The sequence below is a fragment of the Natronospira bacteriovora genome (assembly GCF_030848495.1).
GTDB lineage: Bacteria > Pseudomonadota > Gammaproteobacteria > Natronospirales > Natronospiraceae > Natronospira > Natronospira bacteriovora.
Map to the genome: position 1 here is coordinate 558,348 of NZ_JAVDDT010000001.1, position 23,554 is coordinate 581,901.

Annotated in this window: 28 protein-coding genes; 10 read left to right on the top strand and 18 right to left on the bottom strand. The window is 60.8% G+C overall.

Translation table 11 applies throughout. The annotated features are described in order from the left end of the window. Positions 1 to 128: 128 nt before the first annotated feature. From RBH19_RS02655 to RBH19_RS02695, 9 genes are all read left to right on the top strand, one after another. Positions 129 to 587: a universal stress protein gene (locus RBH19_RS02655; RefSeq protein ID WP_306727249.1), complete on the top strand. Its 459-nt coding sequence runs from the start codon at positions 129 to 131 to the stop codon at positions 585 to 587. 96 nt (positions 588 to 683) lie between these two features. Next, positions 684 to 1,067: a Co2+/Mg2+ efflux facilitator ApaG/CorD gene (gene apaG / locus RBH19_RS02660; protein ID WP_445353959.1), complete on the top strand. Its 384-nt coding sequence runs from the start codon at positions 684 to 686 to the stop codon at positions 1,065 to 1,067. Between the two features lie 19 nt (positions 1,068 to 1,086). Beyond that, a complete protein-coding gene (locus tag RBH19_RS02665) occupies positions 1,087 to 1,938 on the top strand; it encodes a symmetrical bis(5'-nucleosyl)-tetraphosphatase (protein ID WP_306727251.1) in 852 nt (283 codons plus the stop codon). Positions 1,939 to 2,198: 260 nt separating this feature from the next. After that, complete coding sequence (locus RBH19_RS02670; RefSeq protein ID WP_306727252.1) at positions 2,199 to 2,987, top strand: SDR family oxidoreductase; 789 nt, start codon at positions 2,199 to 2,201, stop codon at positions 2,985 to 2,987. A 244-nt stretch (positions 2,988 to 3,231) separates the two neighbouring features. After that, positions 3,232 to 4,674 carry an aldehyde dehydrogenase gene (locus RBH19_RS02675; RefSeq protein ID WP_306727253.1) on the top strand — a complete coding sequence of 481 codons (1,443 nt, stop codon included), beginning with the start codon at positions 3,232 to 3,234 and terminating at the stop codon, positions 4,672 to 4,674. 224 nt (positions 4,675 to 4,898) lie between these two features. Beyond that, positions 4,899 to 5,333 carry a RidA family protein gene (locus tag RBH19_RS02680; protein WP_306727254.1) on the top strand — a complete coding sequence of 145 codons (435 nt, stop codon included), beginning with the start codon at positions 4,899 to 4,901 and terminating at the stop codon, positions 5,331 to 5,333. A 292-nt stretch (positions 5,334 to 5,625) separates the two neighbouring features. Further along, the gene (locus RBH19_RS02685; protein ID WP_306727255.1) at positions 5,626 to 6,141 is read left to right on the top strand and encodes a 3-hydroxyanthranilate 3,4-dioxygenase; all 516 of its coding nucleotides are present in this window, start codon (positions 5,626 to 5,628) and stop codon (positions 6,139 to 6,141) included. A 165-nt stretch (positions 6,142 to 6,306) separates the two neighbouring features. Further along, complete coding sequence (locus RBH19_RS02690; RefSeq protein WP_306727256.1) at positions 6,307 to 7,326, top strand: amidohydrolase family protein; 1,020 nt, start codon at positions 6,307 to 6,309, stop codon at positions 7,324 to 7,326. Continuing rightward, on the top strand, positions 7,323 to 8,147 hold the full coding sequence (locus tag RBH19_RS02695; RefSeq protein WP_306727257.1) for a cyclase family protein: 825 nt from the start codon (positions 7,323 to 7,325) through the stop codon (positions 8,145 to 8,147). Before RBH19_RS02690 ends, RBH19_RS02695 begins: the two co-directional genes overlap by 4 nt. Here RBH19_RS02695 and RBH19_RS02700 read toward each other — a convergent pair. The 7 genes from RBH19_RS02700 to RBH19_RS02730 all read right to left on the bottom strand — a co-directional run bounded on the left by RBH19_RS02700 (position 8,144) and on the right by RBH19_RS02730 (position 12,181). Beyond that, positions 8,144 to 8,503, bottom strand: coding sequence for a VOC family protein (locus tag RBH19_RS02700; RefSeq protein WP_306727258.1), 360 nt, complete (start codon positions 8,501 to 8,503; stop codon positions 8,144 to 8,146). The two genes, RBH19_RS02695 and RBH19_RS02700, sit on opposite strands and share 4 nt — an antisense overlap. After that, on the bottom strand, positions 8,500 to 9,348 hold the full coding sequence (locus tag RBH19_RS02705; RefSeq protein WP_306727301.1) for an alpha/beta fold hydrolase: 849 nt from the start codon (positions 9,346 to 9,348) through the stop codon (positions 8,500 to 8,502). Before RBH19_RS02705 ends, RBH19_RS02700 begins: the two co-directional genes overlap by 4 nt. A 68-nt stretch (positions 9,349 to 9,416) precedes the next feature. Next, a complete protein-coding gene (locus RBH19_RS02710; protein ID WP_306727259.1) occupies positions 9,417 to 9,584 on the bottom strand; it encodes a VOC family protein in 168 nt (55 codons plus the stop codon). 15 nt (positions 9,585 to 9,599) lie between these two features. Next, positions 9,600 to 10,013 (bottom strand): YciI family protein, encoded by a 414-nt coding sequence (locus tag RBH19_RS02715; RefSeq protein ID WP_306727260.1) that lies wholly within the window; start codon positions 10,011 to 10,013, stop codon positions 9,600 to 9,602. Between the two features lie 37 nt (positions 10,014 to 10,050). Continuing rightward, on the bottom strand, positions 10,051 to 10,422 hold the full coding sequence (locus tag RBH19_RS02720; RefSeq protein WP_306727261.1) for a nuclear transport factor 2 family protein: 372 nt from the start codon (positions 10,420 to 10,422) through the stop codon (positions 10,051 to 10,053). Between the two features lie 97 nt (positions 10,423 to 10,519). Beyond that, positions 10,520 to 11,794 carry an RNA polymerase sigma factor gene (locus RBH19_RS02725; protein WP_306727262.1) on the bottom strand — a complete coding sequence of 425 codons (1,275 nt, stop codon included), beginning with the start codon at positions 11,792 to 11,794 and terminating at the stop codon, positions 10,520 to 10,522. 42 nt (positions 11,795 to 11,836) lie between these two features. Continuing rightward, positions 11,837 to 12,181, bottom strand: a complete 345-nt coding sequence (locus tag RBH19_RS02730) for a YciI family protein (RefSeq protein ID WP_306727263.1) — start codon at positions 12,179 to 12,181, stop codon at positions 11,837 to 11,839. Positions 12,182 to 12,328: 147 nt separating this feature from the next. Here RBH19_RS02730 and RBH19_RS02735 point away from each other — a divergent pair, with 147 nt between their 5' ends. Continuing rightward, entirely contained in the window at positions 12,329 to 13,078 is a 750-nt protein-coding gene (locus tag RBH19_RS02735; RefSeq protein WP_306727264.1) for an SOS response-associated peptidase family protein, read from the top strand. Positions 13,079 to 13,101: 23 nt separating this feature from the next. Here RBH19_RS02735 and RBH19_RS02740 read toward each other — a convergent pair whose 3' ends face one another. The 11 genes from RBH19_RS02740 to RBH19_RS02790 form a co-directional block, all read right to left on the bottom strand. Beyond that, positions 13,102 to 13,614, bottom strand: a complete 513-nt coding sequence (locus RBH19_RS02740; protein ID WP_306727265.1) for a c-type cytochrome — start codon at positions 13,612 to 13,614, stop codon at positions 13,102 to 13,104. A gap of 1 nt (position 13,615) precedes the next feature. After that, entirely contained in the window at positions 13,616 to 14,149 is a 534-nt protein-coding gene (locus RBH19_RS02745) for a cytochrome b (RefSeq protein ID WP_306727266.1), read from the bottom strand. A gap of 186 nt (positions 14,150 to 14,335) precedes the next feature. Beyond that, on the bottom strand, positions 14,336 to 14,860 hold the full coding sequence (locus RBH19_RS02750; RefSeq protein ID WP_306727267.1) for a DUF2306 domain-containing protein: 525 nt from the start codon (positions 14,858 to 14,860) through the stop codon (positions 14,336 to 14,338). Positions 14,861 to 15,009: 149 nt separating this feature from the next. Beyond that, entirely contained in the window at positions 15,010 to 16,554 is a 1,545-nt protein-coding gene (locus RBH19_RS02755; RefSeq protein ID WP_306727268.1) for a glutamate synthase-related protein, read from the bottom strand. Between the two features lie 369 nt (positions 16,555 to 16,923). Next, complete coding sequence (locus tag RBH19_RS02760; RefSeq protein ID WP_306727269.1) at positions 16,924 to 17,466, bottom strand: phosphatase PAP2 family protein; 543 nt, start codon at positions 17,464 to 17,466, stop codon at positions 16,924 to 16,926. Next, positions 17,459 to 18,688, bottom strand: a complete 1,230-nt coding sequence (locus tag RBH19_RS02765; protein WP_306727270.1) for a glycosyltransferase family 4 protein — start codon at positions 18,686 to 18,688, stop codon at positions 17,459 to 17,461. Before RBH19_RS02765 ends, RBH19_RS02760 begins: the two co-directional genes overlap by 8 nt. 56 nt (positions 18,689 to 18,744) lie before the next feature. Continuing rightward, a complete protein-coding gene (phnE, locus tag RBH19_RS02770) occupies positions 18,745 to 19,545 on the bottom strand; it encodes a phosphonate ABC transporter, permease protein PhnE (protein WP_306727271.1) in 801 nt (266 codons plus the stop codon). 10 nt (positions 19,546 to 19,555) lie between these two features. Beyond that, positions 19,556 to 20,362 carry a phosphonate ABC transporter ATP-binding protein gene (locus tag RBH19_RS02775; RefSeq protein WP_306727272.1) on the bottom strand — a complete coding sequence of 269 codons (807 nt, stop codon included), beginning with the start codon at positions 20,360 to 20,362 and terminating at the stop codon, positions 19,556 to 19,558. Positions 20,363 to 20,449: 87 nt separating this feature from the next. Continuing rightward, positions 20,450 to 21,310 carry a phosphate/phosphite/phosphonate ABC transporter substrate-binding protein gene (locus tag RBH19_RS02780; protein ID WP_306727273.1) on the bottom strand — a complete coding sequence of 287 codons (861 nt, stop codon included), beginning with the start codon at positions 21,308 to 21,310 and terminating at the stop codon, positions 20,450 to 20,452. A gap of 228 nt (positions 21,311 to 21,538) precedes the next feature. Beyond that, entirely contained in the window at positions 21,539 to 22,072 is a 534-nt protein-coding gene (locus RBH19_RS02785; protein WP_306727274.1) for a putative glycolipid-binding domain-containing protein, read from the bottom strand. 161 nt (positions 22,073 to 22,233) lie between these two features. After that, the gene (locus RBH19_RS02790) at positions 22,234 to 23,442 is read right to left on the bottom strand and encodes a hypothetical protein (RefSeq protein WP_306727275.1); all 1,209 of its coding nucleotides are present in this window, start codon (positions 23,440 to 23,442) and stop codon (positions 22,234 to 22,236) included. Positions 23,443 to 23,554 lie beyond the last annotated feature (112 nt).

Consider the following 23,554-nt stretch of genomic DNA (forward strand, 5'->3'; position numbering starts at 1 on the left):
CCGCGCCTACAGAGGGCAATCGGTGAATTATTGTAAAGTTCCCACCGCCTCAGAATTCCTCATAGGTTTTTGCCGCCCCTACCCTCGCCTATACTGACCGCAGGATATCCGCTCACTGGGGGAAACACATGAATGTCTATCAGCACATTCTGGTAGCGACGGATCTGGCCGAAGACAGCGACCAGGTGCTGGCTCGTGCCATGCAACTGGCGGAAACCTCGCGAGCACGCCTGTCCCTGCTCCACGTGGTGGAGTACCTGCCGGTGGATCCGGCCGGGGAGGCCCTGCTGCCGCCGCCGGTGGACATGGAAGAGGAATTGATCAACAGCGCCCGTGAGCGCATCCAGGGCCTCATCCACCGTCAGCAGCTGGAACCGTCGGAAGTACTGATCGAAATCGGCCAGACCAAGGCCGAGATCAAGCGCGTGGCCGGCGAAATCGGTGCGGATCTGATCGTGCTGGGCAGCCGTGAGCGGCACGGCCTGGCACTGCTGAGGGGGGGCACCCAGCGCTCGGTGGTTCACAACGCACCCTGCGATGTGCTCGCCGTGCGCATCCAGGAACCAGCGGATGGCGAGGGCGATTGAGAAAGCGCTGATTCATTCCTCCTCTCCGCCAACGCCGAGCCACGGCATTCGGGTAGAATGGTGATTTCCGTCATTTCTCTGGCAGACTGGTTTTCCATGGACACCCCCAACAACCACAACATCCTGGTCGACGTGAGCACCCGTTTCCTGCAGAGCGAGTCTGACCCGGTTCAGGGCCGTTATGTATTTGCCTATACCATCACGCTGCGCAATGACGGGCGGATTGCCGCCAAACTGCTCAAGCGACACTGGGTCATTACCGACGCCAATGGCAAGGTGCAGGAAGTCCATGGGGACGGGGTGATCGGGGAGTACCCTTATCTGCAGCCGGGCGAGAGTTACGAATACACCAGTGGCACCATCATCGAGACACCCGTGGGTTCCATGGAGGGCAGTTACCTGATGGAGGCCGATGACGGGCAGTCCTTCGACGCCCCCATCGCGCCCTTCCGTCTGGCCGTCCCCGGCGTCGTCAACTGAATTCCACCCCGAGGCACAAATGGCCATTTTTGCTATTGGCGACATTCAGGGCTGTTATCGAGAACTGGAACAGCTGCTTGACCGAATCAATTTCGACCCGTCCGAGGACAGCGTCTGGTTCGCCGGCGACATCGTCAACCGGGGGCCGGAATCCTTGCAGGCCCTGCGCTTCGTGCGCAACCTCGGTGAACAGGCCATCACCGTACTGGGCAACCATGACATGCATCTGCTGGCCATGGCCCACCGGGATGAGGCCAGCCTCAAACCCAAGGACACCCTCGCCGAGATCCTGGACGCGCCGGATGCCGGTGAACTGCTGGACTGGCTGCGCCACCGCCCCTTCCTGCACCATGATCGGGACCTTGGCTATGGCATCGTCCACGCCGGGCTTCCGCCGCAATGGGACATGAGCGAAGCCCTGGCCCGATCGCGGGAACTGGAAGCGGCACTGCAGGGCCCCGACTACCGGGATTTTCTGGCCCATATGTACGGCAACGAGCCCGACCAGTGGGATGAGTCCCTCAGCGGCCATGACCGCCTGCGCTACATCATCAACTGCTTCACCCGCATGCGCTTCGTGGATGCCAACGGTCGACTGGACCTGGGTCTGAAATGCGGGCCGGGTGAGCAACCCGACGGTCTTTTCCCCTGGTTTCAGGCACCCGGCCGTCGAAGCGCCAACGACCACATCCTGTTCGGGCACTGGTCCACCGCCGGCCAGTCCAGCAAGGTCAACTACAGCGATTTCAACGTCTACGCCCTGGACACCGGCTGTGTCTGGGGCGGTAGCCTCACCGCCTTCCGCCTGGATGAAGACGGCGGCTGGGCCAGCATCAGCTGCCGCGGGCAGCTCACGCCCGGCGAGGCTTGAGACCAAAAGATGGGAACCACCGAAGACACCGAATACGCCGAACAATGAAGCAAGGGCTTGAGCCGCGGGGCTTTGGATCATGACCCGTACGGAAAGAACGGGTGTGGGAGAGGCTTTAGCCTCGAAGAATCGTTCGATTGGCATTGATCGCGGCTAAAGCCGCTCCCACAGAAGTTTGTCGGTGTTTTGTCAGTGTGTTCGGCGTCTTCAGTGGTTCCAATGTTTCCCGATTTTCCTGAATGAACAAGGGAGCCGGACTGATGGATTTGAATCTCGAAGGCAAGCACGCGCTGGTCTGCGGCAGCAGCCAGGGAATCGGCAAGGCCACGGCCGAGACGCTGGCGGAACTGGGTGCCACGGTTACCCTGACCGCCCGCAATGAAGAGGCCCTGAAAGCCGTCTGCGATGGTCTGCCCCGGCCGAAGGGCCAGGCCCATGACTGGTTCAGTTCCGATTTCGACCGCCCCGAGGCCCTGGAGACCCAGATCCGTGCCCGCGTGGATGGGGGGCAGCGTTTTCACATCCTGATCAACAACTCCGGCGGGCCCGCCGGTGGGCCCGCCCACGTGGCGAAGAAGGATGAGTTCAGCAACGCCTTCCAGCGCCACCTGATCTGCAACCAGATTCTGCTGCAGGCCCTCTTGCCGGGCATGCGCGAGGACGGTTACGGGCGCATCATCAACATCATCTCCACCTCGGTGAAGGAACCCATTCCCGGCCTGGGGGTATCGAATACAGTGCGTGGCGCCGTGGCCAGCTGGGCCAAGACCATCGCCACGGAACTGGCTCCGGACGGCATTACCGTCAACAATATCCTGCCCGGCTTCACCCGTACCGGGCGCCTGAAAAGCCTGTTCGAAGGCAAGGCAGACAAGAGCGGGCAGAGTTTCGATGCCGTGGAACAGGCCGCCCTGTCCCAGGTTCCCATGGGCCGCTTCGGCCAGCCCGAGGAATGCGCCAACGCCATCGCCTTCCTCGCCAGCCCGGCCGCCAGCTACATCACCGGCGTCAGCCTCGCCGTCGACGGCGGACGCACCCGGGGCATCTGAAACCCGTACACAGGCGAGGCGAACACACCAGAAAGCGAATTGGCCACAGATGAACACAGATGGACACAGATTGTTTCTGGTGGCCTTGGGAAGCGTCTGGGCGACCGATGAACCCTGCTGCCTGACTGACAGCTTGGAGGCGGCAACAGGCAGAACATCCGTGTTTATCTGTGTTCATCTGTGGCTTTAATATTATTTCGCGTGCATTTCGCGGTGCCTTTACCCAGCCTTGCAGGAGTGAGCAGTGGATCGGATTGAGCATTACATTGCCGGTGAGCTGAGGAGCTCGGAGGCTTGGCTGGAGAATTTCGAGCCGGCCACGGGTCAGGTGTCGGGAAAGATCGCCGATGCCGGCGAGGCGGAGCTGGATGCGGCCATTGCGGCAGCGCAATCAGCCTTTCCGGCCTGGCGGCGGACGCCCGGGGCTGAGCGGGCACGCTGGCTGAATCGTCTGGCCGATCTGATTGAAAGGGATCTGGAAGCGCTGGCGCGGGCGGAATCAGAGGATACCGGCAAGCCCATCACCCTGGCCCGCTCGGTGGACATTCCCCGGGCGGCGAGCAACCTGCGTTTCTTCGCCGCCGCCGCCACCCAGTTCTCGAGCGAATCCCATCTGATGGAAGACGGGGCCATCAACTGGACCCTGCGTGAACCGCACGGCGTCGTGGCCTGCATCTCGCCGTGGAATCTGCCTCTGTACCTTTTCACCTGGAAGATCGCCCCGGCCCTGGCCGCCGGCAACTGCGTGATTGGCAAGCCCTCGGAAGTTACCCCGAAGACGGCCTGGCTGTTTTCCAAACTCTGCATCGAGGCCGGCCTGCCGAGTGGCGTGCTCAACATCCTGCACGGCCGTGGCCCGGGCATTGGTGCAAGACTGATCGATCACCCGGCCATCAAGGCGATTTCCTTTACCGGGGGCACAGCCACGGGGGCCGAGATCGCTCGGGTGGCGGCACCCCGGTTCAAGAAACTGTCCCTGGAGCTGGGCGGCAAGAACCCGACCATCGTCTTCGAGGACTGTGACTGGGAACACACGCTGGAGGAGACCCTGCGGGCAGCCTTCGCCAACCAGGGCCAGATCTGTCTGTGCGGCTCCCGTCTGCTGATTCAGGCCGATATCTACGAGGCCTTCCGGGATGCCTTCGTCGAGAAGGCACGAGCACTGAACCCGGCCGACCCCGCCCTGCCCGAGACCCGCCAGGGGGCCGTGGTCTCCAGGGCCCATTACGAGAAGGTGCTCGGCTGCATCGAACAGGCCCGGGAGGACGGCGCCCACATACTGGTCGGTGGCGAAGCCGCCCAGGTGGGTGGACGTTGCGATCAGGGCTGGTTCATCCAGCCGACAGTCATTGAAGGCCTGTCACCGAGCTGCCGCAGCAACCAGCAGGAGATCTTCGGGCCGGTGGTCAGCCTGATGCCCTTCCGGGACGAGGAAGAAGCCCTGGCGATAGCAAACGGCGTCGACTACGGCCTGGCCAGCAGCATCTGGACAAAGGACATCAGCCGCGCCCACCGCATGGCAAGAAACATCGAATCCGGCCTGGTCTGGATCAACTGCTGGATGCGCCGCGACCTGCGGGTGCCCATGGGCGGCATGAAACAATCCGGCGTCGGCCGAGAAGGCGGCTGGGAAGCCATGCGCTTCTTCACCGAAGCCAAGAACGTCACCGTGGCATTTGACGGGTAAGACATTTAGCCGCGAAATGCACGCTAAATTCTTTTATTTGCCACAGATGAACACAGATAAACACAGATGTTTTGGCCAATGCCACGTCGTAGGTGTCTGACAGATGCCTGCGTTAATCAATTGCCCAGGCGTTTGTTAAGTCCACCACAGCACGATCTGCGTCCATCTGTGTTCATCTGTGGCTAATCTCCCTGCATTATTAATTGTTTTTTCAGGAGTCAGGCATGAGCGATCAGGACAGTATTGTTAACAGTGGCAAGGCACCCAAGCCGGTGGGTCTGTACCCGCATGCGCGGCGGGTGGGGAATCTGCTGTTTCTGTCCGGGGTAGGGCCGCGTTCGGCGACCAGCAAGGATATCCCCGGTGTAACCCTGGATGAGGCGGGCAATGTGGTGGATTACGACATCGAGGCCCAGTGCCATTCGGTGTTTCAGAACGTGCGCCATATCCTGGAAGAGGCCGGCTCGAGCTGGGATCGGCTGGTGGACGTGACCGTGTTTCTGACCGACATTCCCAGGGATTTCAAGGCCTACAACAAGATCTACGCCGAGTACTTCGCGGACAATCAGGCCTGCCGCACCACGGTGGAGATCAACCGCCTGCCCACGCCCATTGCCATCGAACTGAAATGCATTGCTACAATTGACGAGAGCGAGTGAACAGTGAACAGTTCCCAGTGAACTAGCGGGCCGTGCCTGCCGAAAGACCTACTGTTTCCTGGCGGACAGCCGCCATGCAGCGCGCGAAGCTAGGCAATTAGCTATGGGAGATAGCTGTGGGAGAGGCTTTAGCCTCGATAAAGGGATCGATCAGCCCCCTATCGGGGCTAAAGCCTCTCCCACGAGACAAGAGCAACACACCCACTGTTCACTGGGAACTGTTTACTTCTCTTATACTTTACGAGTAGATAGTGGCAAACCAACATCCGGCTAAAACCGGAGGAGGCCAACCATGCCCCTGCCAAGCGCCTTCAACTTCCAGAAATGGATTGACGAGCACCGCGACGAGCTCAAGCCGCCGGTGGCCAACAAACGGGTCTTCAAGGATTCGGAGTTCATCGTCATGGTGGTGGGTGGCCCCAACACCCGAAAGGATTATCACTACGACGAGGGTGAGGAGTTCTTCTACCAGCTCGAAGGCGAGATGGTGCTGAAGATCCAGGAAGACGGCAAGGTGCGGGACATCCCCATCAAGGCCGGCGAGGTCTTCCTGCTGCCACCAAAAGTGCCCCACTCCCCCCAGCGCTTCGAAAACAGCATCGGCCTGGTGATCGAACGGGAACGGCGGCCGGACGAACAGGATGGCCTCATGTGGTTCTGCGACAAATGCAACCACAAACTCTACGAAGAGTACTTCCACCTGGAGAACATCGAAACCCAGTTCCCGCCGGTCTTCGACCGCTTCTTCGGCAGCGAAGCACACCGCACCTGCGACAACTGCGGCCACATCATGCCGGAGAAACCCTGAAAACCGTTAGCCGCGAAATGCATGGAAAATTCTTGTATTAGCCACAGATGAACACAGATAGACACAGACTAAGATCACCACAACACAATCTGTGTCCATCTGTGTTCATCTGTGGCCAAATTCTTTTTCTTAAGCTTCGTGGCGCTTTTAAAAAAGTGATCAGATATGACTCGCAGCCTGAAGATTGATATTCACACCCATATTCTGCCCCCGGACTGGCCGAATCTGAAGGAGCGCTATGGTTATGGCGGCTTCATCCAGTTGGAGGATTGTGGGCCTGGCTGCAAGCAGATGGTCAAGGATGGGGAGAAGTTTCGGAAGATCGAGGCCAATTGCTGGGATGCCCAGGCGCGCTTGCATGACTGTGCCGAGCATGGGGTGGACGTTCAGGTGCTGTCCACTGTACCGGTCATGTTCAGCTACTGGGCGAAGCCGGAACACACCCTGGATCTCTCGCGGCTTCTGAATGACCACATTGCCACTGTGGTGGCCGAGCAGCCCAAACGTTTCATTGGCCTAGGCACCCTTCCCATGCAGGCACCGGATCTGGCCGTGAAGGAGCTGGAACGTTGCGTCCGGGAGCTGGGTCTGGCGGGCATTCAGATTGGCTCGCACATCAATGACTGGAACCTGAACGAGTCGGCCCTGGATGAGATCTGGGCCGCGTGCGAGGAACTGGGTGCCTCGGTATTCGTGCATCCCTGGGACATGATGGGCAGTGACAGCATGAAGCGCTACTGGCTGCCCTGGCTGGTGGGCATGCCGGCGGAAACCACTCGGGCCATCTGCTCCATGGTCTTCGGTGGCGTGTTCGAGCGTTTCCCGAACCTGCGTGTGGCCTTTGCTCATGGTGGGGGTTCCTTCCTGCCGTCCATCGGCCGTATCGAGCATGGCTTCAATGTGCGACCGGACCTCTGCGCCATCGACAATGAGGTCAATCCGCGTGACTACCTGGAGCGACTCTACTTCGACTCTCTCGTCCATGAGCCGAAGGTGTTGCAGCTGATGCTGGACATGGTGGGGCCGGAACGCATCGCCCTGGGCACGGACTACCCCTTCCCGCTCGGGGAGCTGGAACCGGGCAAACTGATCGACTCCATGGGCCTGCCTCTGGACACCCGGGATCGCCTGCTGCACGGCACGGCCCTGGAGTGGCTCAATCTGGACAAGGACCGCTTCCTGTGAGCGCCGCCATCCTCGACTGGGCCGGCGTCCGTTTCGACATGAATCCGGCCCGTGCGGTGAGTCTGGCCATTACCCTCGACTTCGATGGCCCCCAACCCGGCTTCTTCGGCGCGCCCTCGGCGCGGCGCAAGGCAATGCAATCGGGCGGTTTCACCGGCGACACCCGGCAAGGCGGAAGCTGTAACTGTGAAGTGCTGGAGATCACACCCCACTGCAATGGCACCCATACCGAGTGCGTGGGCCATATCACTGAAGCACGGGCCACGGTTTCACAGCAGATCGGCACTGTACTCTGCCCGGCCCTGTTGCTGAGTATCCAGCCTGCCCGTCTCGACAGCACGGAGGACAGCGGCCCCGGAAAGGCTGATGGCAGTGATCCGGTCATCTCGAAAAAGGCCCTGGAAGCGGCCTGGCAGCTGCAGGCGCCCGCCACGCCCCCGCAGGCCCTGATCCTCAGGACACTCCCCAATTCGCCGGACAAGGCCCGGCGAGACTGGATGGAAGGCCCCACACCACCCTGGATCACCCGTGAGGCGGCGCAATGGATTGTCGACCAGGGCATCGACCACCTGCTGGTGGACATGCCCTCGGTGGACCGGGGCGATGATGACGGCGAGCTGGTCACCCACCGCATCTTCTGGGGCCTGCCGGCCGGCTCCCGGAAGCTGATCGAGGCAGAACGCCCGCAAGCCAGTGTCACGGAGATGATCTTCGCAGCGGACGCCGTGTTGGACGGGTTTTACCTGCTCAATCTCCAGTACCCCGATTTCTCCACCGACGCCACACCCAGCAAGCCCCTGCTGCATCCGCTGGCCGACTAACCCTCGCCTGCATCCGAGGCAAGCAGATGAATGATGTTGCTCGGGCTTGAAAGCCAGAAGGCATGGAGCCCTTCCGGCAAGGGTTCGATATCATCCCGACGCGTGATTCCCTCCGCCTTCAGGTAATCGGCGGCCGCCTCGATATCATCCGTGAGCACTTCAAGCCAAATCTCGGCCTGGCTAAGCGTTTCCACACGATCGATCCATAGCACCTTGTCGCCGAAGCGAAAGCGGGGCGTTTCGCCGGGGAGCAGCTCGAACCGCAGCACATCCCGGTAAAACCGCAAAGTGGCTTCGTATTCATGGGCCGGCACTTTCATGGCCATGTTTCTACCCGGACAAAACTGCACTGTCATCTTGGTCCCTCCGTATGGTCATTGAGCCAGGTCAAGAGGCACTCATCGAAAGTCTGCGCCTGTTCCAGTTGAGGCGTATGGCCACTGCGTTCCAGGCAATGGCGGGTCAAGGACCAGAAGGGAGCATCATGCTCGTCCCAGAGTGATGGCGGAACGATGTAATCATGTCGGCCGGTGATGGCCAGCACCGGCACGGTGACCTGCGCGGCAGCGCGAGCAAAATCCTGCGCCACGAAAAAACGCTTGAACTGCGTCAGAGCCGTGGCATTGATGGGTACGCCCTCCCAGAGCCAGGTGGCGTCATAGCTCGGGTCGTACCAGTAAAGGGGTGCGTCGGCCACATAACGGCTGACGAAATCCGCATCGGGCTCAAGGCAGTCGCGGCGAATCGTCAACAGGGATTTTCGCCGGGCATCCGCCTGTTCACGCCAGTAGCGCTCACTGGCCGCCAGGGTCTCCGCCACATTGCAGGGTGGGGTCCCCACCAGAACCAGCCCCGCGATTGAATCGGGAAAACACCGCGCGTACTCCAGCGCCAGATTGCCGTGATGGGAGTGACCGAGCAGGACGACGTCCTCCAGGCCAAGCGTTTCACGGATCGCCTCGATGTCATCCAGATAATCATTCAGATGAAGGGCCTGCTTCGCGGCCGGTCCATTCAGCTCCGCAAAATGCCGCATGTCGGCAAAGTGCATTCGACAGCTGCGTTTCAGCGACTCCGAAAAGGTGGGCGGGTAATAACGAGAGGAGCCGATGACAAACAGAGGCCTGCCCTTGCCCTCGCTGCAATAACGAAGGCGGCTGCCGTCACGGTCCAGGAAACCCTGGCTGGTATCCGGGTGCATGGTCACTATTGAACCACTCCATCTCGCCTTCCACCATCACCGAAGCGGAAACTATACGCTACTCGCCCTCATTGATCATGGGCGGGTTTCAGCGCCTGCAAATCCAGTTTTCTCATCGCCGGAATAACCTGCATGACAGCACCGGCTTGTCGTCGATCAGGAAAGATGGATGCATGAAACCCTGCTCTATCCCAGGCCTGACCATCGAACCGCAGAGAAGTGGTCATGACTTTCATCACATTCTCCTCCGGTCACGAGTTTCCGACATTGATGCGCCGCATGCGGTCGATGGCTTCGGTCTGCTCAAAATCTTCCAGTTCAAACATCAGTCGCACTTCAATCTCGCAGGGAATTCCTTCCCCCTTGGGATTCGGGAAACGGCGCGCCCACTCTACGGCCTCTTCATGGGAGCTCACATTGATGATGGTATAGCCGGCAATAAGCTCCTTGGTCTCGGCGAAAGGCCCGTCCATCACTACCCGCTTATCATTCTGGTAGCGTACCCGAAATCCCCTGGCGGTGGGCTGCAGGCCCGAAGCACCGACCAGCACACCGGCCTGTTCCAGCGCTTCGTGATAATCCGCCATGGCCTGAATTTCGGATTCCCGGGGCATGGCGCCACTTTCCACTCGTTCATCACCTTTGACAATGATCATATATCGCATGGCAAAACTCCTTGCGGCCATCAAGCCATCCCGGTCCTCAATCGGATTTCACTTCCATCACATAGGCAGTCAGAGCCTTGACCCGGGGTGATGAACCAGGAGCCAGTTCGTAAACGTCGCAGAAAGCGTAGGTGGTGAGCTTCTGCGCTTCCGGCGAACGGCATTCGATCAGGCCGTTGACGGCGGCCCGCTCACCACTGAGGATCACCTGCTCAATCGTGAGCTTGAATCCCTGGCCACTGCCACTCATTTCCCTCAGCATTCGGCCAAAGTCTTCCTTGCCCTGCACACCCTTCTCACTGGCCATGCGAAAGCGAATGTCATCGGTGACGCCATCCAGGACGGTCTGCACGTCTTCGCGCAGCCAGGCTTCATTGAATTCACGCAGGAATTGCTCGGTCTTGTTCATGATCACTTCTCCGTTCTCGCCCATTAATTGATTGCTAACGCCGTTGCCTTCGGAGAGTAGTCGTCGTACCTGGCTGCAAATCGACAGGGAAAGTGCGTCATTTCTCCAATCGGGCGTCGGCTTGTACAAGACGTTGCAGGCGCTCGCTCAGAAAACGCCGCTCCGGCCCCTGCTGGGTGAGCCCCAGGGCCGCCTGGAAGGCCTGGCGGGCATCATCCAGGCGCCCCAGGCGTTCGCACAGGTCGGCGCGGGCCGCGTGGGCCAGATGGTAGGCACGCAAATCACCGCGCGAGAGGATGGCGTCGATTTCCGCCAGGCCCGCTTCGGGGCCATCCCGCATGGCCAGGGCCACCGCCCGGTTGAGACGGATCACGGGTGAAGGCTGCATACGCAGGAGAATGTCATACAGCCCCACGATCTCGCCCCAGTCCGTCGCTTCCGGCGAGTCGGCATCGGCGTGTACGCCAGCGATGGCCGCCTGAATACAGTAGGGACCGAAGCGACGGCTGCGCAGGGCATTGGTGACGAGTGCCTGGCCTTCACCAATCAGAGCGCGGTTCCAGAGGCGACGATCCTGATCCTCCAGGCGGATGATGTCGCCCTTGTCATCACTGCGGGCCCCGCGACGGGATTCCTGCAGCAACATCAGGGCCAACAGCCCTTTCACTTCCGCCTCCGGCATCAATGTGTGCAATAGCCGGCCCAGCCGAATGGCTTCCACCGAGAGCTCGGCTTTGGTGAGTTCGTCGCCGGCTGAGGCGGAATAGCCCTCGTTGAACAGCAGATAGACCACCTGCAGCACCGCATCCAGGCGTTCCGGCAACTGCTGGCGATTCGGTACCTCGTAGGGAATGGCCGCGTCCCGGATTTTGCGTTTGGCGCGCACGATGCGCTGGGCGATCGTGGCGGGGCGGGCCAGAAAGGCGCTGGCGACCGCCTCGGTACTGAGACCGCAGACCTCGCGCAGGGTCAGCGCCAGTCGGGCCTCCAGGGCCAGTGCCGGGTGACAGCAGGTGAAGATCAATCGCAGTCGGTCGTCCTCCACGGCCGCTTCGCCCAGTGCCTCGAGCGGATCCGGGGCCGCCTGCTGAACAGGCAGTTCCTGACGAATCAGTGCCTCATGGCGGGTACGACGGCGCAGACGGTCAATGGCCTTGAACCGGCCCGTGGACACCAGCCAGGCGCGGGGATTGTCCGGCAGACCATCCCGCGGCCACTGATCCAGGGCAGCGGCGAAGGCATCCTGCATGGCCTCCTCGGCCCACTCAAAATCCCCCAACAAGCGAATCAGCGTTGCAAGCACACGGCGAGACTCGTCGCGGTAGATTTCCTCCACCGCGGCGCGCAGGTTCTTGTCTGGCCGCACGTTCACGGCAGACCTGGAAGACGGGTGCCCATGGCAGAGGCACTCATTTCAGATATCCAGCTGGCGCACTGGCCGCACTTCGACGCTGCCCACGCGAGCAGGCGGAATCTTCGCGGCGATGCCGATGGCCTCGTTCAGATCACGGGCTTCGACCAGGTAGAAGCCGGCCAGCTGCTCCTTGGTCTCGGCAAAGGGGCCGTCGGTGATCGAGACATCACCGCCTCGCACACGCACCGTGGTGGCCGTACTCACCGGCTCCAGGGCTTCGGCCGCAAGCATTCGGCCACTTTCAGCTATCTTCTCAGCGTAGGCCCAGCATTCCGTGTCATTCGGACTGTCCGGCATGGAGTGGAGAGCGTCCTCATCGCTGTACACCAGGCATAGGTATTTCATTATTGAGTTTCCCTGTAATCGCTAATTTTCATTGAATGATCGAATCCGGGCGCGAGATTTCGACAGACAGGTACTGGAAAAGCTTAGCAGGGGCCGGGAGAATAACGACGGCGATGGTTAGTTGACTGCCAGCGGAGGGTTTCTGGCATGTGCGGTGGGTTCTATCTTCAGCAGTCGCCCCGCTTGCGGGAATACTTCGGCATTCAGAGCCGGGAGGATCTGGCGGAGTTCACGGCCGGGCGAGCAGAAACGGATCCCTGGTGGTACTTCGAGGCGGCCGCCGAGGGCGAGCGGCGAGTATTCCGGCCGACGGATACGGTGCCCTTCCTGGCGCGTGCCCGGGATGGGCGCTGGGTACTGAAGAGCGGCACCTGGTGGCTGGCCATGGATGAGGATGAAGATGGCTGGCGGCCCAATCAGCGTCTGGTCAGTTTCAACAGCCGCATCGACAAGGTCACGGGCAGTGGCCCGAGCATCCATCAGCGCCCGCCTCGCTCCTTTCGGGTGGTGATTCCGGCGACGGCCTTCGTGGAATGGCATGAGAAGGTGCCGCATCTTTTCCGTCACCCCGAGGGCCAGCCCCTGGCTCTCGGGGGCATGGCCAAGGCCTACCCTCTCGAAGACCCATCCGGTGGTGCCAATGCTGACGGCCATCACTACGCCGTTTCCATTGTCACCCTGCCCGGCCACCCGGCCACGCGCCACATCCACGAGAAATCCGTGCCACTGATGCTCGACCGGGAAGGCATGGCGGCCTGGCTTGATCGCGGTCGCCCCCACAGTGACTTCACCCACCTGCTGGCACCGACTCTGCCCCACGCTCTCAGCATCCAGGCGGTTCAGGATCTCAAGACCATGCAGCCGCTGGCGGAGGCCGAGCAGGTAAAGGCCGGTTAGGGGCATCGGCTAGCGGTTAGCGGTTAGCGGGGCTGGCTCTCGCCGACCTTGCCAGGCGTCTTCTCATCGGCGCGCCGCTCGGCGATCTCCTTCGCCGCATAGGGCTCGAAACCGGCGGACAGCTCATTGTCGTTGCCCCAGGCATGAGCGAGGTAGTTCAGAATCCTGGCGATGTCCTGATCGGCGAGCTGAGGCATGCCGGGCATGTAACCATCGTAGGTGATGCCCTGCACCTGGGTCTCGCCGGTGACACCAAACAGGATCACGTCAATCAGGTAGGCCCGCCCGCCATCCCGGCCCAGCATCTCCGGCACATGGTCAGCCAGGGGCGGAAAATGCCCCCGGCGACCCTGTCCCTCGCCACCATGACAAGCCATGCAGTTGGCCTGGTAAAGCTCGAATCCCACCTCATGGCCAGAGGGCACCGACGCGCCATCACCAGCAGGCGACTCGCGATCACCGGCGAGGAAGAGAAAACTGCCCAGGCCTGCCAGTCCGGCGAGCAGGGCAGCCAGTATCAAAAGCCCACGCGACATGTCAGTTCCACATGCGCGGCAGCACGTTGGTCTTTTCCGGGTCCCGGTGGCGCCAGATGGCCATGGCTACGTGACCGACGATGAGCATGAACAACAGATAGCCAAACCAGCTGTGAAACGTATTGGCCGGCACCATCATCCATTCGATGCGATCCCCTTCAAAACCGGGGAACAGGGGAATGCCAAAAGGCTCGAAGGCACGACCGGAACCATACTGGCGCAGCAGTGCCGCTGCCGGAATGCCCAGCATCAACAGGTACAGCACGATGTGGCCGACCTTTGCCGGCAGGCTCACCGAAGGAGGCCGTTGTCGAATATTCACCAGTGCCCAGATGCCACGCAGGATCACCAGGGTGAAGATGAGAAAGCCGGTCTCCCGGTGCGTACCCCAGAAGAATCCATACATGGCAGATTCATCGTCCAGCAGCACCCTCGCCAGCACGGTGAATAGTTGCCAGAGAATGACCGCCGCCATGCCCCAGTGCAACACGCGACTGACCATCCCGTAACGCTCACGGTTATCCCATATCTGCATTGCTACCTCCATGGCTCGCCCGTAAAGTCGATCGTCGGCTCATCGTGCTGGATTGGCGCCCCAGGTGCAACGTAATGATGGGCCGTGCTCACCGATCAGCTCTGAACCAGCCGATAAGCCCCGAGCGATGCCCAGCCCAGCCTTGATGCCTGCTTCAGCCAATCCGGCATAACACCCCTTGGCATTTCAGGCCCCTTCGCGCAGCAGAACCCATTCCACGAACAAGAGATTCACCACCCAGCTGGCCCAGGCGGCCATGGCATAGACCTGATCGAATGGCAGGCCGGCCAGGGGCACCCCAAGCCCGAGATAGATGCGCAGAGTCACCGCCCCAAAGGTCAGCGCGTATGAGCGCATCATCCAGGCCTGATGCACTGGATAATTGCCCTGCAGCACGGCACGCAGGGCCAGAGCACCGGTGAGCAGCCAGAGAACGGCGAGCAGAAAGAAACCACTGGTGGCCGCCACGCCGCCCGGCGTGAAGAAAGCCAGCCACAGGCCAGTCAGACCGCTGATCAATATGCACAGCAGATAGACCCGACCGCTGATGCGGTGGAGCCGTGGATACCGATTACGCAGGCGACTGAGAAACTGGAAGGGCCCAAGGGCCAGAGCGACAGTCCCGGCCAGGGCATGAACAATCAGGGACTGGCGAAGAAAGCCATCGCGCCGGGCAATGAAGTCGATGGTATCCGGGCTCCAGGCAGCCATGGATGTATACCCGGCCACCCCCAACGCCAACAACGTCATGACGCCCCAGGCGCACCCCAAGAGCATTCGTTGCGACACGTTATTTCCCCCATTCCGGCCGGGGCCCCACCCCGGTTCCGGGCAGTATAGCCTGCCGCTCCAGAATCCGCTCAGTCGAGCGAGCTTACCCCTGCATAGGGTATGCCGGAAAGCCGCGCCATGTCGTGATGCCAGGTGGTGAGATCATCGCGATCGAACTTGCCCAGGGCATCATGGCCGCAGGCGCGGGCCATCACCTGCATGAGGGCCACGGAGGCACCGAGGAAGTTGTTCAGGCGCTGGGCGGAGGCTTCTACATCCAGGCGACGGCGTAGGTCTTCACGCTGAGTGGCGATACCGGCCGGGCAGTTATTGGTGTTGCAGATGCGCGCACCCACACAGCCAATGGCCTGCATCGCGCTGTTGGCCAGGGCCACTCCATCTGCACCGAGGGCCATGGCCTTGACGAAATCCATGGGCATTCGCAGCCCACCCGTCACGATCAGGGTCACCCGGCCACTGGCCTTCTGGGCATCCAGATAACGCCGTGCCCGTGCCAGGGCGGGAATGGTGGGCACGCTGATGTGGTCCCGGAACATGGACGGTGCCGCCCCCGTGCCCCCGCCCCGGCCATCCAGGATGATGTAATCGGCGCCGGCATCCAGGGCGAACTGGATATCCTTCTCGATGTGCTGGGCGCTGAGCTTGAAGCCCACCGGGATGCCGCCGGTGATGTCCCGCACCCGGGCCGCGAAGCGGCGGAAATCCTCCACCGAGGCCAGATCCTCGAAGGTGGGCGGTGACACCGCCGGCTGGCCCTTCGGAATACCCCGAACCTGGGAGATCTTGCCCGTGTTCTTATTGCCGGGCAGATGCCCGCCGGTGCCGGTCTTGGCACCCTGCCCACCCTTGAAGTGAAAGGCCTGCACCTTCTCCAGCAATTGCTCCGAATAACCAAACTTGGCGCTGGCCAGCTCATAGAAATAGCGGCTGTTCTCGGCCTGCTCTTCCGGCAGCATGCCGCCCTCGCCGGAGCAGATACCCGTCCCGGCCAGTTCCGCGCCCCGCGCCATGGCCACCTTGGCCTCTTCGGACAAGGCACCAAAGCTCATATCGGACACGAACAGGGGGATATCGAGCTCCAGGGGCTTCTTCGCTTCCGGGCCAATCACCAGGCGGGTATCCACTGCCGCCGCCTCCTTCAGGGGACGACGGTCCAGCTGGCCGGTCAGGATCTGAATCTGATCCCAATGGGGCAGCTCGCTGCGGGGCACCCCCATGGCGGTCATCGATCCATGATGCCCAATGCCCGACAGCCCCTCCCGGGCCATCTCATGAATCAGCTCCACCGTGGGCTCTTCCGCCGTGGCCTTCGGCGACGGAGCCCCACTGCCATCGTCATCACGCCCCGGGCCTTCCTTGCCCACCTGTTCCTTGTCGAACTGCTTGTGAGTGCCGTCGCAGTAAGGCGAGTTGCCCGTGTGCTTGCACTGGCAGAGGTAGGCATCGCCCGTCTCTTCCGCCTTGAAGCTCTTGGGCTTCATGCCGGTGCCGGCATGGGAGCCGTCACAGAAGGGCTGATCCCTGGAGCGCCCACAGACACAGAAGGTGTAGGTCTCGCCCTTCTTGAGCTCGACCTTTTTTGGCTTGTTATCGGCTATGACGGGGTTGCTCAAAACGTGCTCCTTGGGGATAGGCAGGGCGCCCTGGACATCAGCGCCCGATTTGACGACGGCGGTTTGAGAATCGCCACCACAACCGCACCATACCGTTGAACAGTAACAGTGCCAACGGCACGACAATCATAGCCAGAGAGTAGTACACCCAGATGGACCACCAGAAAGACGTGATACCCGAAAAGGTGGGGTGATCGAAGATGACAAGGGAGAACGGCAACCAGGCCATGGCCAAATAGTGATACTGACGGGAAAACGATTATGGGAGGGTACGCTTGTCCCTGTCCTGTGGACAAGTCAGCCGTACGGGCAGGTTACTTCGAGGCACTCCGGGATGGCACTCGCGGCAGGGGAAGCTATGGGCCGGACTCACAGCACGGCGAGAATCGCCACCGAAACCCAGGCCAGCGAGAAACCAAGCAATGCGCCCGCCAGCACGTCTGAGGGGTAATGCAGGCCCAGGACCACTCGAGACAGGGCAACCAGGAGCGTGAACGGTGTTACCGTCCAGGCAATTGCCGGGAAACTGGCGAACAGTATGGTGGTGAATGCCACCGCGTGGAGAGTGTGTCCGGACGGGAAGCTATAACGATCCAGGGCCGGTGTGCCGCAGTGAATGAATCGCCAGGAAACGAAGGGACGTTCGCGAACCAGCCTGGCCTTCAGCTTACGATAAATCGACAGGCCCACCAAACCAACGATGACCATCTGCAGGCCGACCTTGAACCCGGCCACTCCGTACAGGAACGGCAGCAAGATCATCAGTCCATACCAGAACAGCCCGTCACCCAGCCGGCTTACAGCGATGAAAAAACGTTCCACGGCCCGATGTCGGCTGATTCGATTCATTCGGCGGCACAGCCCCAGCTCCAGCAGGTCAATCTGCTGAAAGATCAGACGCATTTCAGCCATGAGCATTACCCTCCCGCATGCTGCCCCTCATGACCGTCGTACCCGGGCGCAACAGCTGTTGACGGAATCGGGCGGCGATCGTCGGCCACTCCAGGCGCAGGACGTTGGCGCGGGCGGCTATGCCGGAGCCGCCGTATATGGAACGATGGATCAGCGCCTGTTCGACCCGATCCAGGAAGCTGTACTCGTCGCCGTAATGGGCCAGGAAGCCATGCTTGTGGTGACGGATGTACTGCTCGGCAGCGGCATAGTTGAAGGCACAGACGGCCAGACCGCTGGCCATGCCTTCCAGCACGACGTTGCCGAAGGTTTCGCTGAGGCTGGGCACCAGCAGGAGATCCGCCGAGGCGTAGTGCCGGGCCAGATCCGTACCGGTACGCATGCCGGCGAAGTGGGCCTGCGGGCACATCGCCTGCAGGCTGTCACGCAGGGGCCCGTCACCGACGAAGACCAGCTTCAGACCGGGGAACACGGGAGCCATGGCTTCAAAGGCACGAATGGCCAGCTCCGGATTCTTCTCCGGCGCCAGTCGCCCCACGTGAAGCATGACCTGCTCCTTGTCACCCACCCCCCAGGCCTGCCGGAGCCGGCGATCACGGCGCGCGGGAGAGAAGAGCCGACAGTCCACGCCCCGGCCCAGCATGGCCGTAGGGCCGAAGCCATCCTGGGTAAGTGCCTTCCCCTGGGCCTCGGTGGGTACAAGTGTCAGGTTGCTGCGCCGATGAAAGCGGCGCAGATAGGCCCAGGCGGCCTGCTTGAGCAGACCAAAACCGTAGTGACCAAGATACTGCTGGAAGTTGGTGTGAAAACCGCTAACCACCGGCAGACCGAGCTGCAGGGCGGCAGTGACCGCGGCCCATCCAAGCGGCCCCTGGGTTGCCACATAAACGGCCTGGGCATCGAATTGGGCGAGGTTCTGCTTCAGCTGGCGGATAGCGGGCAGACCGAAGCGAAGACCGGGATAGCGGGGAATGGGGAGACCCGGGATCAGGCATTCCTGCCAGCCCCGGCGATCCAGGTTTTCGGCCGACCCGTCACCGGGCTGTCGAGGGCGAATCACCAGAACCCGGTCACCCCCCGCAATCAGTTCCCGAGCCAGGTTCGAGAGGGTATGAGCGACACCATTGACCTCGGGCGGCCAGGTCTCGGTGATCAGCGCAATCCGGGCCGCTGGCGAACCGACGGGTTCCGGGAGGACAGGGATGTGGGCCTGCGTTTCCATGCTGCCATCATCCCCGCCTCCCTTTACGGTTACGCTGCCATTACGTGAAGAGTTGCTTACAGCACCCTGCGACGAATCGCGGAGGAGAGCTGCTCCACACCAATCACCACCACGAGAATGATCATGATGATGGTCAGGGCCTGATCGTAACGGAACATGGTCATGGCGGTGTTGAGTTCAACGCCGATGCCGCCGGCACCCACCAGGCCCAGCACCACGGCGGAGCGGACGGCCTTCTCCACCGCAAACAGGCTGGTGGCGACAAAGGACGGAAAGGCCTCGGGCAGCACCGCACCGGTGATGACCTGCATGCGCCCGGCACCGGTGGACGCCAGGGCCTCCGACGGACCGGGCCGGATCTCCTCGACCCGCTCGGAAAAGAAACGGGCACAGAAGCCGATGGTATCCATGATGATGGCGAGGATGCCGGCCAGAGGCCCAAGCCCCACGGCGACCACGAATATCAGGGCCCAGACCAGATCCGGGATGGTCCGGAGCGTGGCCACGATGCCGCGACAGACAACCCGGACGGGTGCCGCCGGGCTGGTATTGCGGGCACACAGCAAGGCCATGGGCAGGCTGAGGATGACACCGAAGGTGACACCCACCAGGGCCATCTGGAAGGTCTCGTACATGGCCTTGGCAATGGGGCCGATGCGGCTGAAATCCGGTGGCATGGCCTGGGCGAAGAAGTTGCCAAGATTGCCGGCACCCCGCAGCAGGCGATCCGGGGTAAACCCGGCACCGCTCAAACCCTGTATGAACAGGGCCAGAAAGATCACCAGGATGATCCACGTGAAGATCGAAGGTGCGGCCACGCGCGCGGGCATGTCGCGGTATTGTGACGGTTGGTTCATTGCTGGTTTCTCAAGCGTTGACAGCGAGTGGCACGGAAAGGCCGGGCGCGTCGCCATCATCCTCGGCGGTGTCGGCGTCGGCATAAAGCGCTTTCAGGTCGACATCCGACACCTTCGCGGCGGGCGCATCGATCACTTTCCGGCCGGAGACCAGGGCAATGAATCGCTCACCATAGGTCCGGGCCACCGACAGGTTGTGCAAGGTGCAGATCACGGTCATGCCCTCGTCCCGGGCCACCGACCACAACAGCTCCATCACCCGCTGACCGGCCTTGGGATCCAGGGCCGCGATGGGTTCGTCGGCCAGAATCACGGATGGCCGCTGCATCAGGGTGCGGGCGATGGCGACCCGCTGTTGCTGTCCCCCGGACAGGGTATCGGCTCGCTGGGAGGCCAGATGGGCCATGCTCACCCGCTCCAGGCAATGCATGGCAAAGGCGCGGTCCTCGGCCGAGGCGGTGATGGACAGGCTGCCCAGCAGGCCCCGCTGTCGCCCCATGGCACCAAAAAGTACGTTCTGGAAGGCGGACAGATTGGGCACCAGATTGATGCGCTGGAACACCACACCGATGTCACGGCGCAACAGTCGGAGAGACGCCCCCCTTGCACTGGTCAGGTTGATGCCACCCACCTCGACCCGGCCGGCCGTGGGCCGCTCCAGGGCGTTGAGGCAGCGCAGCAAGGTGGACTTGCCGGAACCGTTGTGGCCAAGAAGCACTGCACTCTCGCCGGCGCCAAGCTCAAAGCCGACCTTGTCGAGTGATCGGGTTCCATTGGGAAAGACCTTGCTGATGTCGTGAACACGGATGTCGCGCATGACGGACCTCGTCGAAAAACTCAGATATCAAAGGCAAAACGGCGAACCGGGCGGCGGCAAGAAGCCACCGCCCGGTCCACAAGCCGATCAGATGTCGAATCCGAGCAGGGCATAGGCCTGACGGACAACGTCGTACTCTTCTTCCGTCAGGTCATCCACGAAGCGCGAGTTGCGATACTTTTCACGCTCACCCGGGGCCAGGATGGCCTGCATCAGCTCATCGGAATTGGTCATGATGACCTCCCGAATGGCCGCCAGGTAATCGTCAGCCAGGCTGGCCCTGGCCACGAACACATCCCGGGGCATGGTGTCGCTCTCGGCCAGAATTCGGAACTGGCCGGGGGCCCGCTGCTCGATGCGACGGAAATCGCGAACACCGGAACCCAGGGCATGCACATCCCCGTTGATCAGCGCCTCGAGGCGAGCGCCATCCAGCAGCAGGATCTCGGCGTCACGGTCCAGATCAAAACCGGCTTCGTGCAGCATCCAGCTGGGGGTGATATGCCCGGTGGTGGAACCCGGATCCTTCATGGCAATACGCTTGCCCTTCAGGTCCTGCAGGGTGCGGGCCGGGCTATCCATGGGCACCACGAAGGCAGTGCCATACTCGGCGCGTTCAATACCCACGAGCTTTTTCACGTCCAGACGCGAGGCCATGGCCACGTACTCAGACGGGCCGGCGAGAACGATGTCCACCTGACCATGCTGCAGGGCGTTGACGGCTGCGGTGCGATTGGAAACCGGGAAGAACTCAATTTCGATATCGAGCTTCTCTTCCATCGCCTCGGCAAAGGCACCGAAAGTACGGTTGAGTTCTTCCATCCCCTCGATGCCGGTGTCGGCGAAACGAAGAGTGGTGGGGTGACTGCTTTCGCCGGCATCCTGACTGGAACAGGCGGATACCAGCAGTACGAAAATGGCGAGCAGGCTAATGAGGTACTTGTTCATGGTACTGACTCCGGGTGACCGATGACGTGCGGAATTCCCGATGAATTCCCTAATGCATGCGGCACTTTAGGGAGCGAGGATTTCAGTACCTTGAAAGGCGTGTTACAGAATCATGACAAGTGGGAGGGGATCAAGCACTACACTGTTGCCGGGGACGGGTGTCCACTGAAGTCGAAGAACTACAACGCCCGCTGTAGCGCGAATCGCGGAACGAACTTGAGCGATTGATTATGTGGCGGACTCCGCTCGCCATAATCCAGGATAGTCTATTACGAAGCCAATATCATCAACGGCCAGTACACTTTTAAAGGCTCCTCCCCCTGATTCATATCGGTAAATATTACCCCCCTCTCGATGGTATACCTGGGTCAGACTCTTCAATTCAAAAGAGGGGAATTGCAACCATGCCACTTTGATCTCTGCCTTCTCATCCACATCAAGCGCAAGACGCCGGATGGGGAGGATGTTCGTAGAAGGACTAAAACCAAGATCCACATCGACACATCCGAAAACTTCTGCTTGGGCAACACCATTGCGTTTCCATGACTGGTCAGAATCCACCTCCAAATCAATCGTGAATCTCTCGCTTCCCATCATTCCGGAGACGTTTACCGATCTAGTTGACCATGACGAATCGCAGATGACCAAATAATCAATTCTGGTGGGGTGACCTTCATGTACAAAAATAACCGTCCCGGAAAGCTCCCAAACATCTTCTCTTGCGACCAAACTTGCGAACTCGTGGCCCTGTTCCTTGAGCATTCTCCAGATTATGGAGTCAGACATTTTTCCTCCGCATATTTCGGCCATGGCTTAAGACACATAACGCCCGGCTCACGCGCCGGTTTGGAGCCGCGAAGCGGCGGAAAATCGGTCGTCGTGCAGCCGATTGTTAGCTGTCTTGTGGCTCTGCCTCAGAACACTCACCAATCCATGTTTGCCGCATTGTCGAATTCATGCGTCAGATATTCAACAAACTCCTTCATCGATTCGTCCGACTCCATCGCGCGCTCGTATGTGCCATCCGCGACATAAGTAAGAATACTTGGAAGGCTACTGAATAGGTGATGCTTGGCTGGCTCGAGAGGGCCCGACCACAAATGCTCCAAGAATGCTTCAATCTCTCCCAGTGCCCAGGATTCATCGAATGCGGGTTTCCCCGTGAGGGCGTATCGATGCCGTTGATCGTCAGTGAGCAAGACTGGCACAGCCCCAGCGCCGGAATGAAAATGGAATGCTTCACCGCGCTTCCCGAAGGCTCCGTGCGCCAGGAAGTTGCGGAGCTGTGCTCTGATGTCCAGTAGCGTGTCGTAGTGCGTTTTTGTTGCCTTGTCCGTTAAATCCAAGGCCGCCTTGAACTTTTTCTTCCAATCGGATTCGGCGAGTTGGGCTACATCGTCGCCCGTGCGCAGGCACCCTTGAAGAATGGCCAAATGAATAAAGGCGTGCTCCGTCCAGCTGAAGAATGCTTCAATGGCGGCCTGCGCGTTCCATTCAGCCTCTATATGTGGTGAGAAGGAAGGATAGAAGGCACTGGTGACCTCCGTGCCATCTCCCAGAGCCTGCTTTTCAAAATGATGTTCGTCCTTCTTGGCCTCCTCCTCCCTGCTTAGGGCTCGACACCGGTCACGAAAGAATTCATATCGCTCGAAAAGCGACCCATTCTTGTTGGAGACATTAAGCTGATTTCCCGAAGCGGCTTGCTCGGCGCGCCATTCGAAGTAAGGCTTCGCGATCGTTATCGCTTTCTGAATCAGCGCGGTTATCTCCTTGGCATCCGCCTCCTGATCGTCGGTCGGGCGACCACTTCTTGTCGCTTTCGGATCCAAACATGGTGCAAATACGCCAAGGCCCATCTTGCGATGCTCTATCCCATAGAGCCGCCCTCGATATCGAATGGGCACCGTCCAGGCGCTCTTTTCCCACTTCCCCATGTGCGGGAAGGCAAGAAGGTCAACGAGCAGGAAATAGACGAGGTAGTACGGGGGAAGACTTCGCCCGCCATCCGTCCGAGAGGACAGCATTAACGCGTGCGGCTCATCGCCAGTCACCGGCGATCCAGCTGGCTCAACTTCGCCAAGAGCCTTCAGCGCCGCCTCACGGATTCGTTTCATTTCAGGTGGCAAAGACATGAGCTTTTCCGTAGATCTCTTTGGGGTGCCGGTAGATGCTGGCCGCTGCCTCATGACAGCTAACGCCTGGGCTTAGCGGCCGGTTTGGAGGCGCACCGCGCCGGAAAAGCGG

What these genes read in the sequence shown, in the direction of transcription:
- RBH19_RS02735 (WP_306727264.1), top strand. Translation starts at nt 12,329, where the DNA reads ATGTGCGGTGGGTTCTATCTTCAGCAGTCGCCCCGCTTGCGGGAATAC.
- RBH19_RS02665 (WP_306727251.1), top strand. Translation starts at nt 1,087, where the DNA reads ATGGCCATTTTTGCTATTGGCGACATTCAGGGCTGTTATCGAGAACTG.
- RBH19_RS02790 (WP_306727275.1), bottom strand. Translation starts at nt 23,442, where the DNA reads ATGTCTTTGCCACCTGAAATGAAACGAATCCGTGAGGCGGCGCTGAAG.
- RBH19_RS02705 (WP_306727301.1), bottom strand. Translation starts at nt 9,348, where the DNA reads ATGCACCCGGATACCAGCCAGGGTTTCCTGGACCGTGACGGCAGCCGC.
- RBH19_RS02700 (WP_306727258.1), bottom strand. Translation starts at nt 8,503, where the DNA reads ATGACAGTGCAGTTTTGTCCGGGTAGAAACATGGCCATGAAAGTGCCG.
- RBH19_RS02680 (WP_306727254.1), top strand. Translation starts at nt 4,899, where the DNA reads ATGAGCGATCAGGACAGTATTGTTAACAGTGGCAAGGCACCCAAGCCG.
- RBH19_RS02765 (WP_306727270.1), bottom strand. Translation starts at nt 18,688, where the DNA reads ATGGAAACGCAGGCCCACATCCCTGTCCTCCCGGAACCCGTCGGTTCG.
- RBH19_RS02740 (WP_306727265.1), bottom strand. Translation starts at nt 13,614, where the DNA reads ATGTCGCGTGGGCTTTTGATACTGGCTGCCCTGCTCGCCGGACTGGCA.
- RBH19_RS02720 (WP_306727261.1), bottom strand. Translation starts at nt 10,422, where the DNA reads ATGAACAAGACCGAGCAATTCCTGCGTGAATTCAATGAAGCCTGGCTG.
- RBH19_RS02715 (WP_306727260.1), bottom strand. Translation starts at nt 10,013, where the DNA reads ATGCGATATATGATCATTGTCAAAGGTGATGAACGAGTGGAAAGTGGC.
- RBH19_RS02685 (WP_306727255.1), top strand. Translation starts at nt 5,626, where the DNA reads ATGCCCCTGCCAAGCGCCTTCAACTTCCAGAAATGGATTGACGAGCAC.
- RBH19_RS02775 (WP_306727272.1), bottom strand. Translation starts at nt 20,362, where the DNA reads ATGCGCGACATCCGTGTTCACGACATCAGCAAGGTCTTTCCCAATGGA.
- RBH19_RS02670 (WP_306727252.1), top strand. Translation starts at nt 2,199, where the DNA reads ATGGATTTGAATCTCGAAGGCAAGCACGCGCTGGTCTGCGGCAGCAGC.
- RBH19_RS02750 (WP_306727267.1), bottom strand. Translation starts at nt 14,860, where the DNA reads ATGGCTGCCTGGAGCCCGGATACCATCGACTTCATTGCCCGGCGCGAT.
- RBH19_RS02690 (WP_306727256.1), top strand. Translation starts at nt 6,307, where the DNA reads ATGACTCGCAGCCTGAAGATTGATATTCACACCCATATTCTGCCCCCG.
- RBH19_RS02760 (WP_306727269.1), bottom strand. Translation starts at nt 17,466, where the DNA reads ATGGCTGAAATGCGTCTGATCTTTCAGCAGATTGACCTGCTGGAGCTG.
- phnE (WP_306727271.1), bottom strand. Translation starts at nt 19,545, where the DNA reads ATGAACCAACCGTCACAATACCGCGACATGCCCGCGCGCGTGGCCGCA.
- RBH19_RS02780 (WP_306727273.1), bottom strand. Translation starts at nt 21,310, where the DNA reads ATGAACAAGTACCTCATTAGCCTGCTCGCCATTTTCGTACTGCTGGTA.
- RBH19_RS02785 (WP_306727274.1), bottom strand. Translation starts at nt 22,072, where the DNA reads ATGCTCAAGGAACAGGGCCACGAGTTCGCAAGTTTGGTCGCAAGAGAA.
- RBH19_RS02745 (WP_306727266.1), bottom strand. Translation starts at nt 14,149, where the DNA reads ATGCAGATATGGGATAACCGTGAGCGTTACGGGATGGTCAGTCGCGTG.
- RBH19_RS02655 (WP_306727249.1), top strand. Translation starts at nt 129, where the DNA reads ATGAATGTCTATCAGCACATTCTGGTAGCGACGGATCTGGCCGAAGAC.
- RBH19_RS02710 (WP_306727259.1), bottom strand. Translation starts at nt 9,584, where the DNA reads ATGAAAGTCATGACCACTTCTCTGCGGTTCGATGGTCAGGCCTGGGAT.
- RBH19_RS02730 (WP_306727263.1), bottom strand. Translation starts at nt 12,181, where the DNA reads ATGAAATACCTATGCCTGGTGTACAGCGATGAGGACGCTCTCCACTCC.
- apaG (WP_445353959.1), top strand. Translation starts at nt 684, where the DNA reads ATGGACACCCCCAACAACCACAACATCCTGGTCGACGTGAGCACCCGT.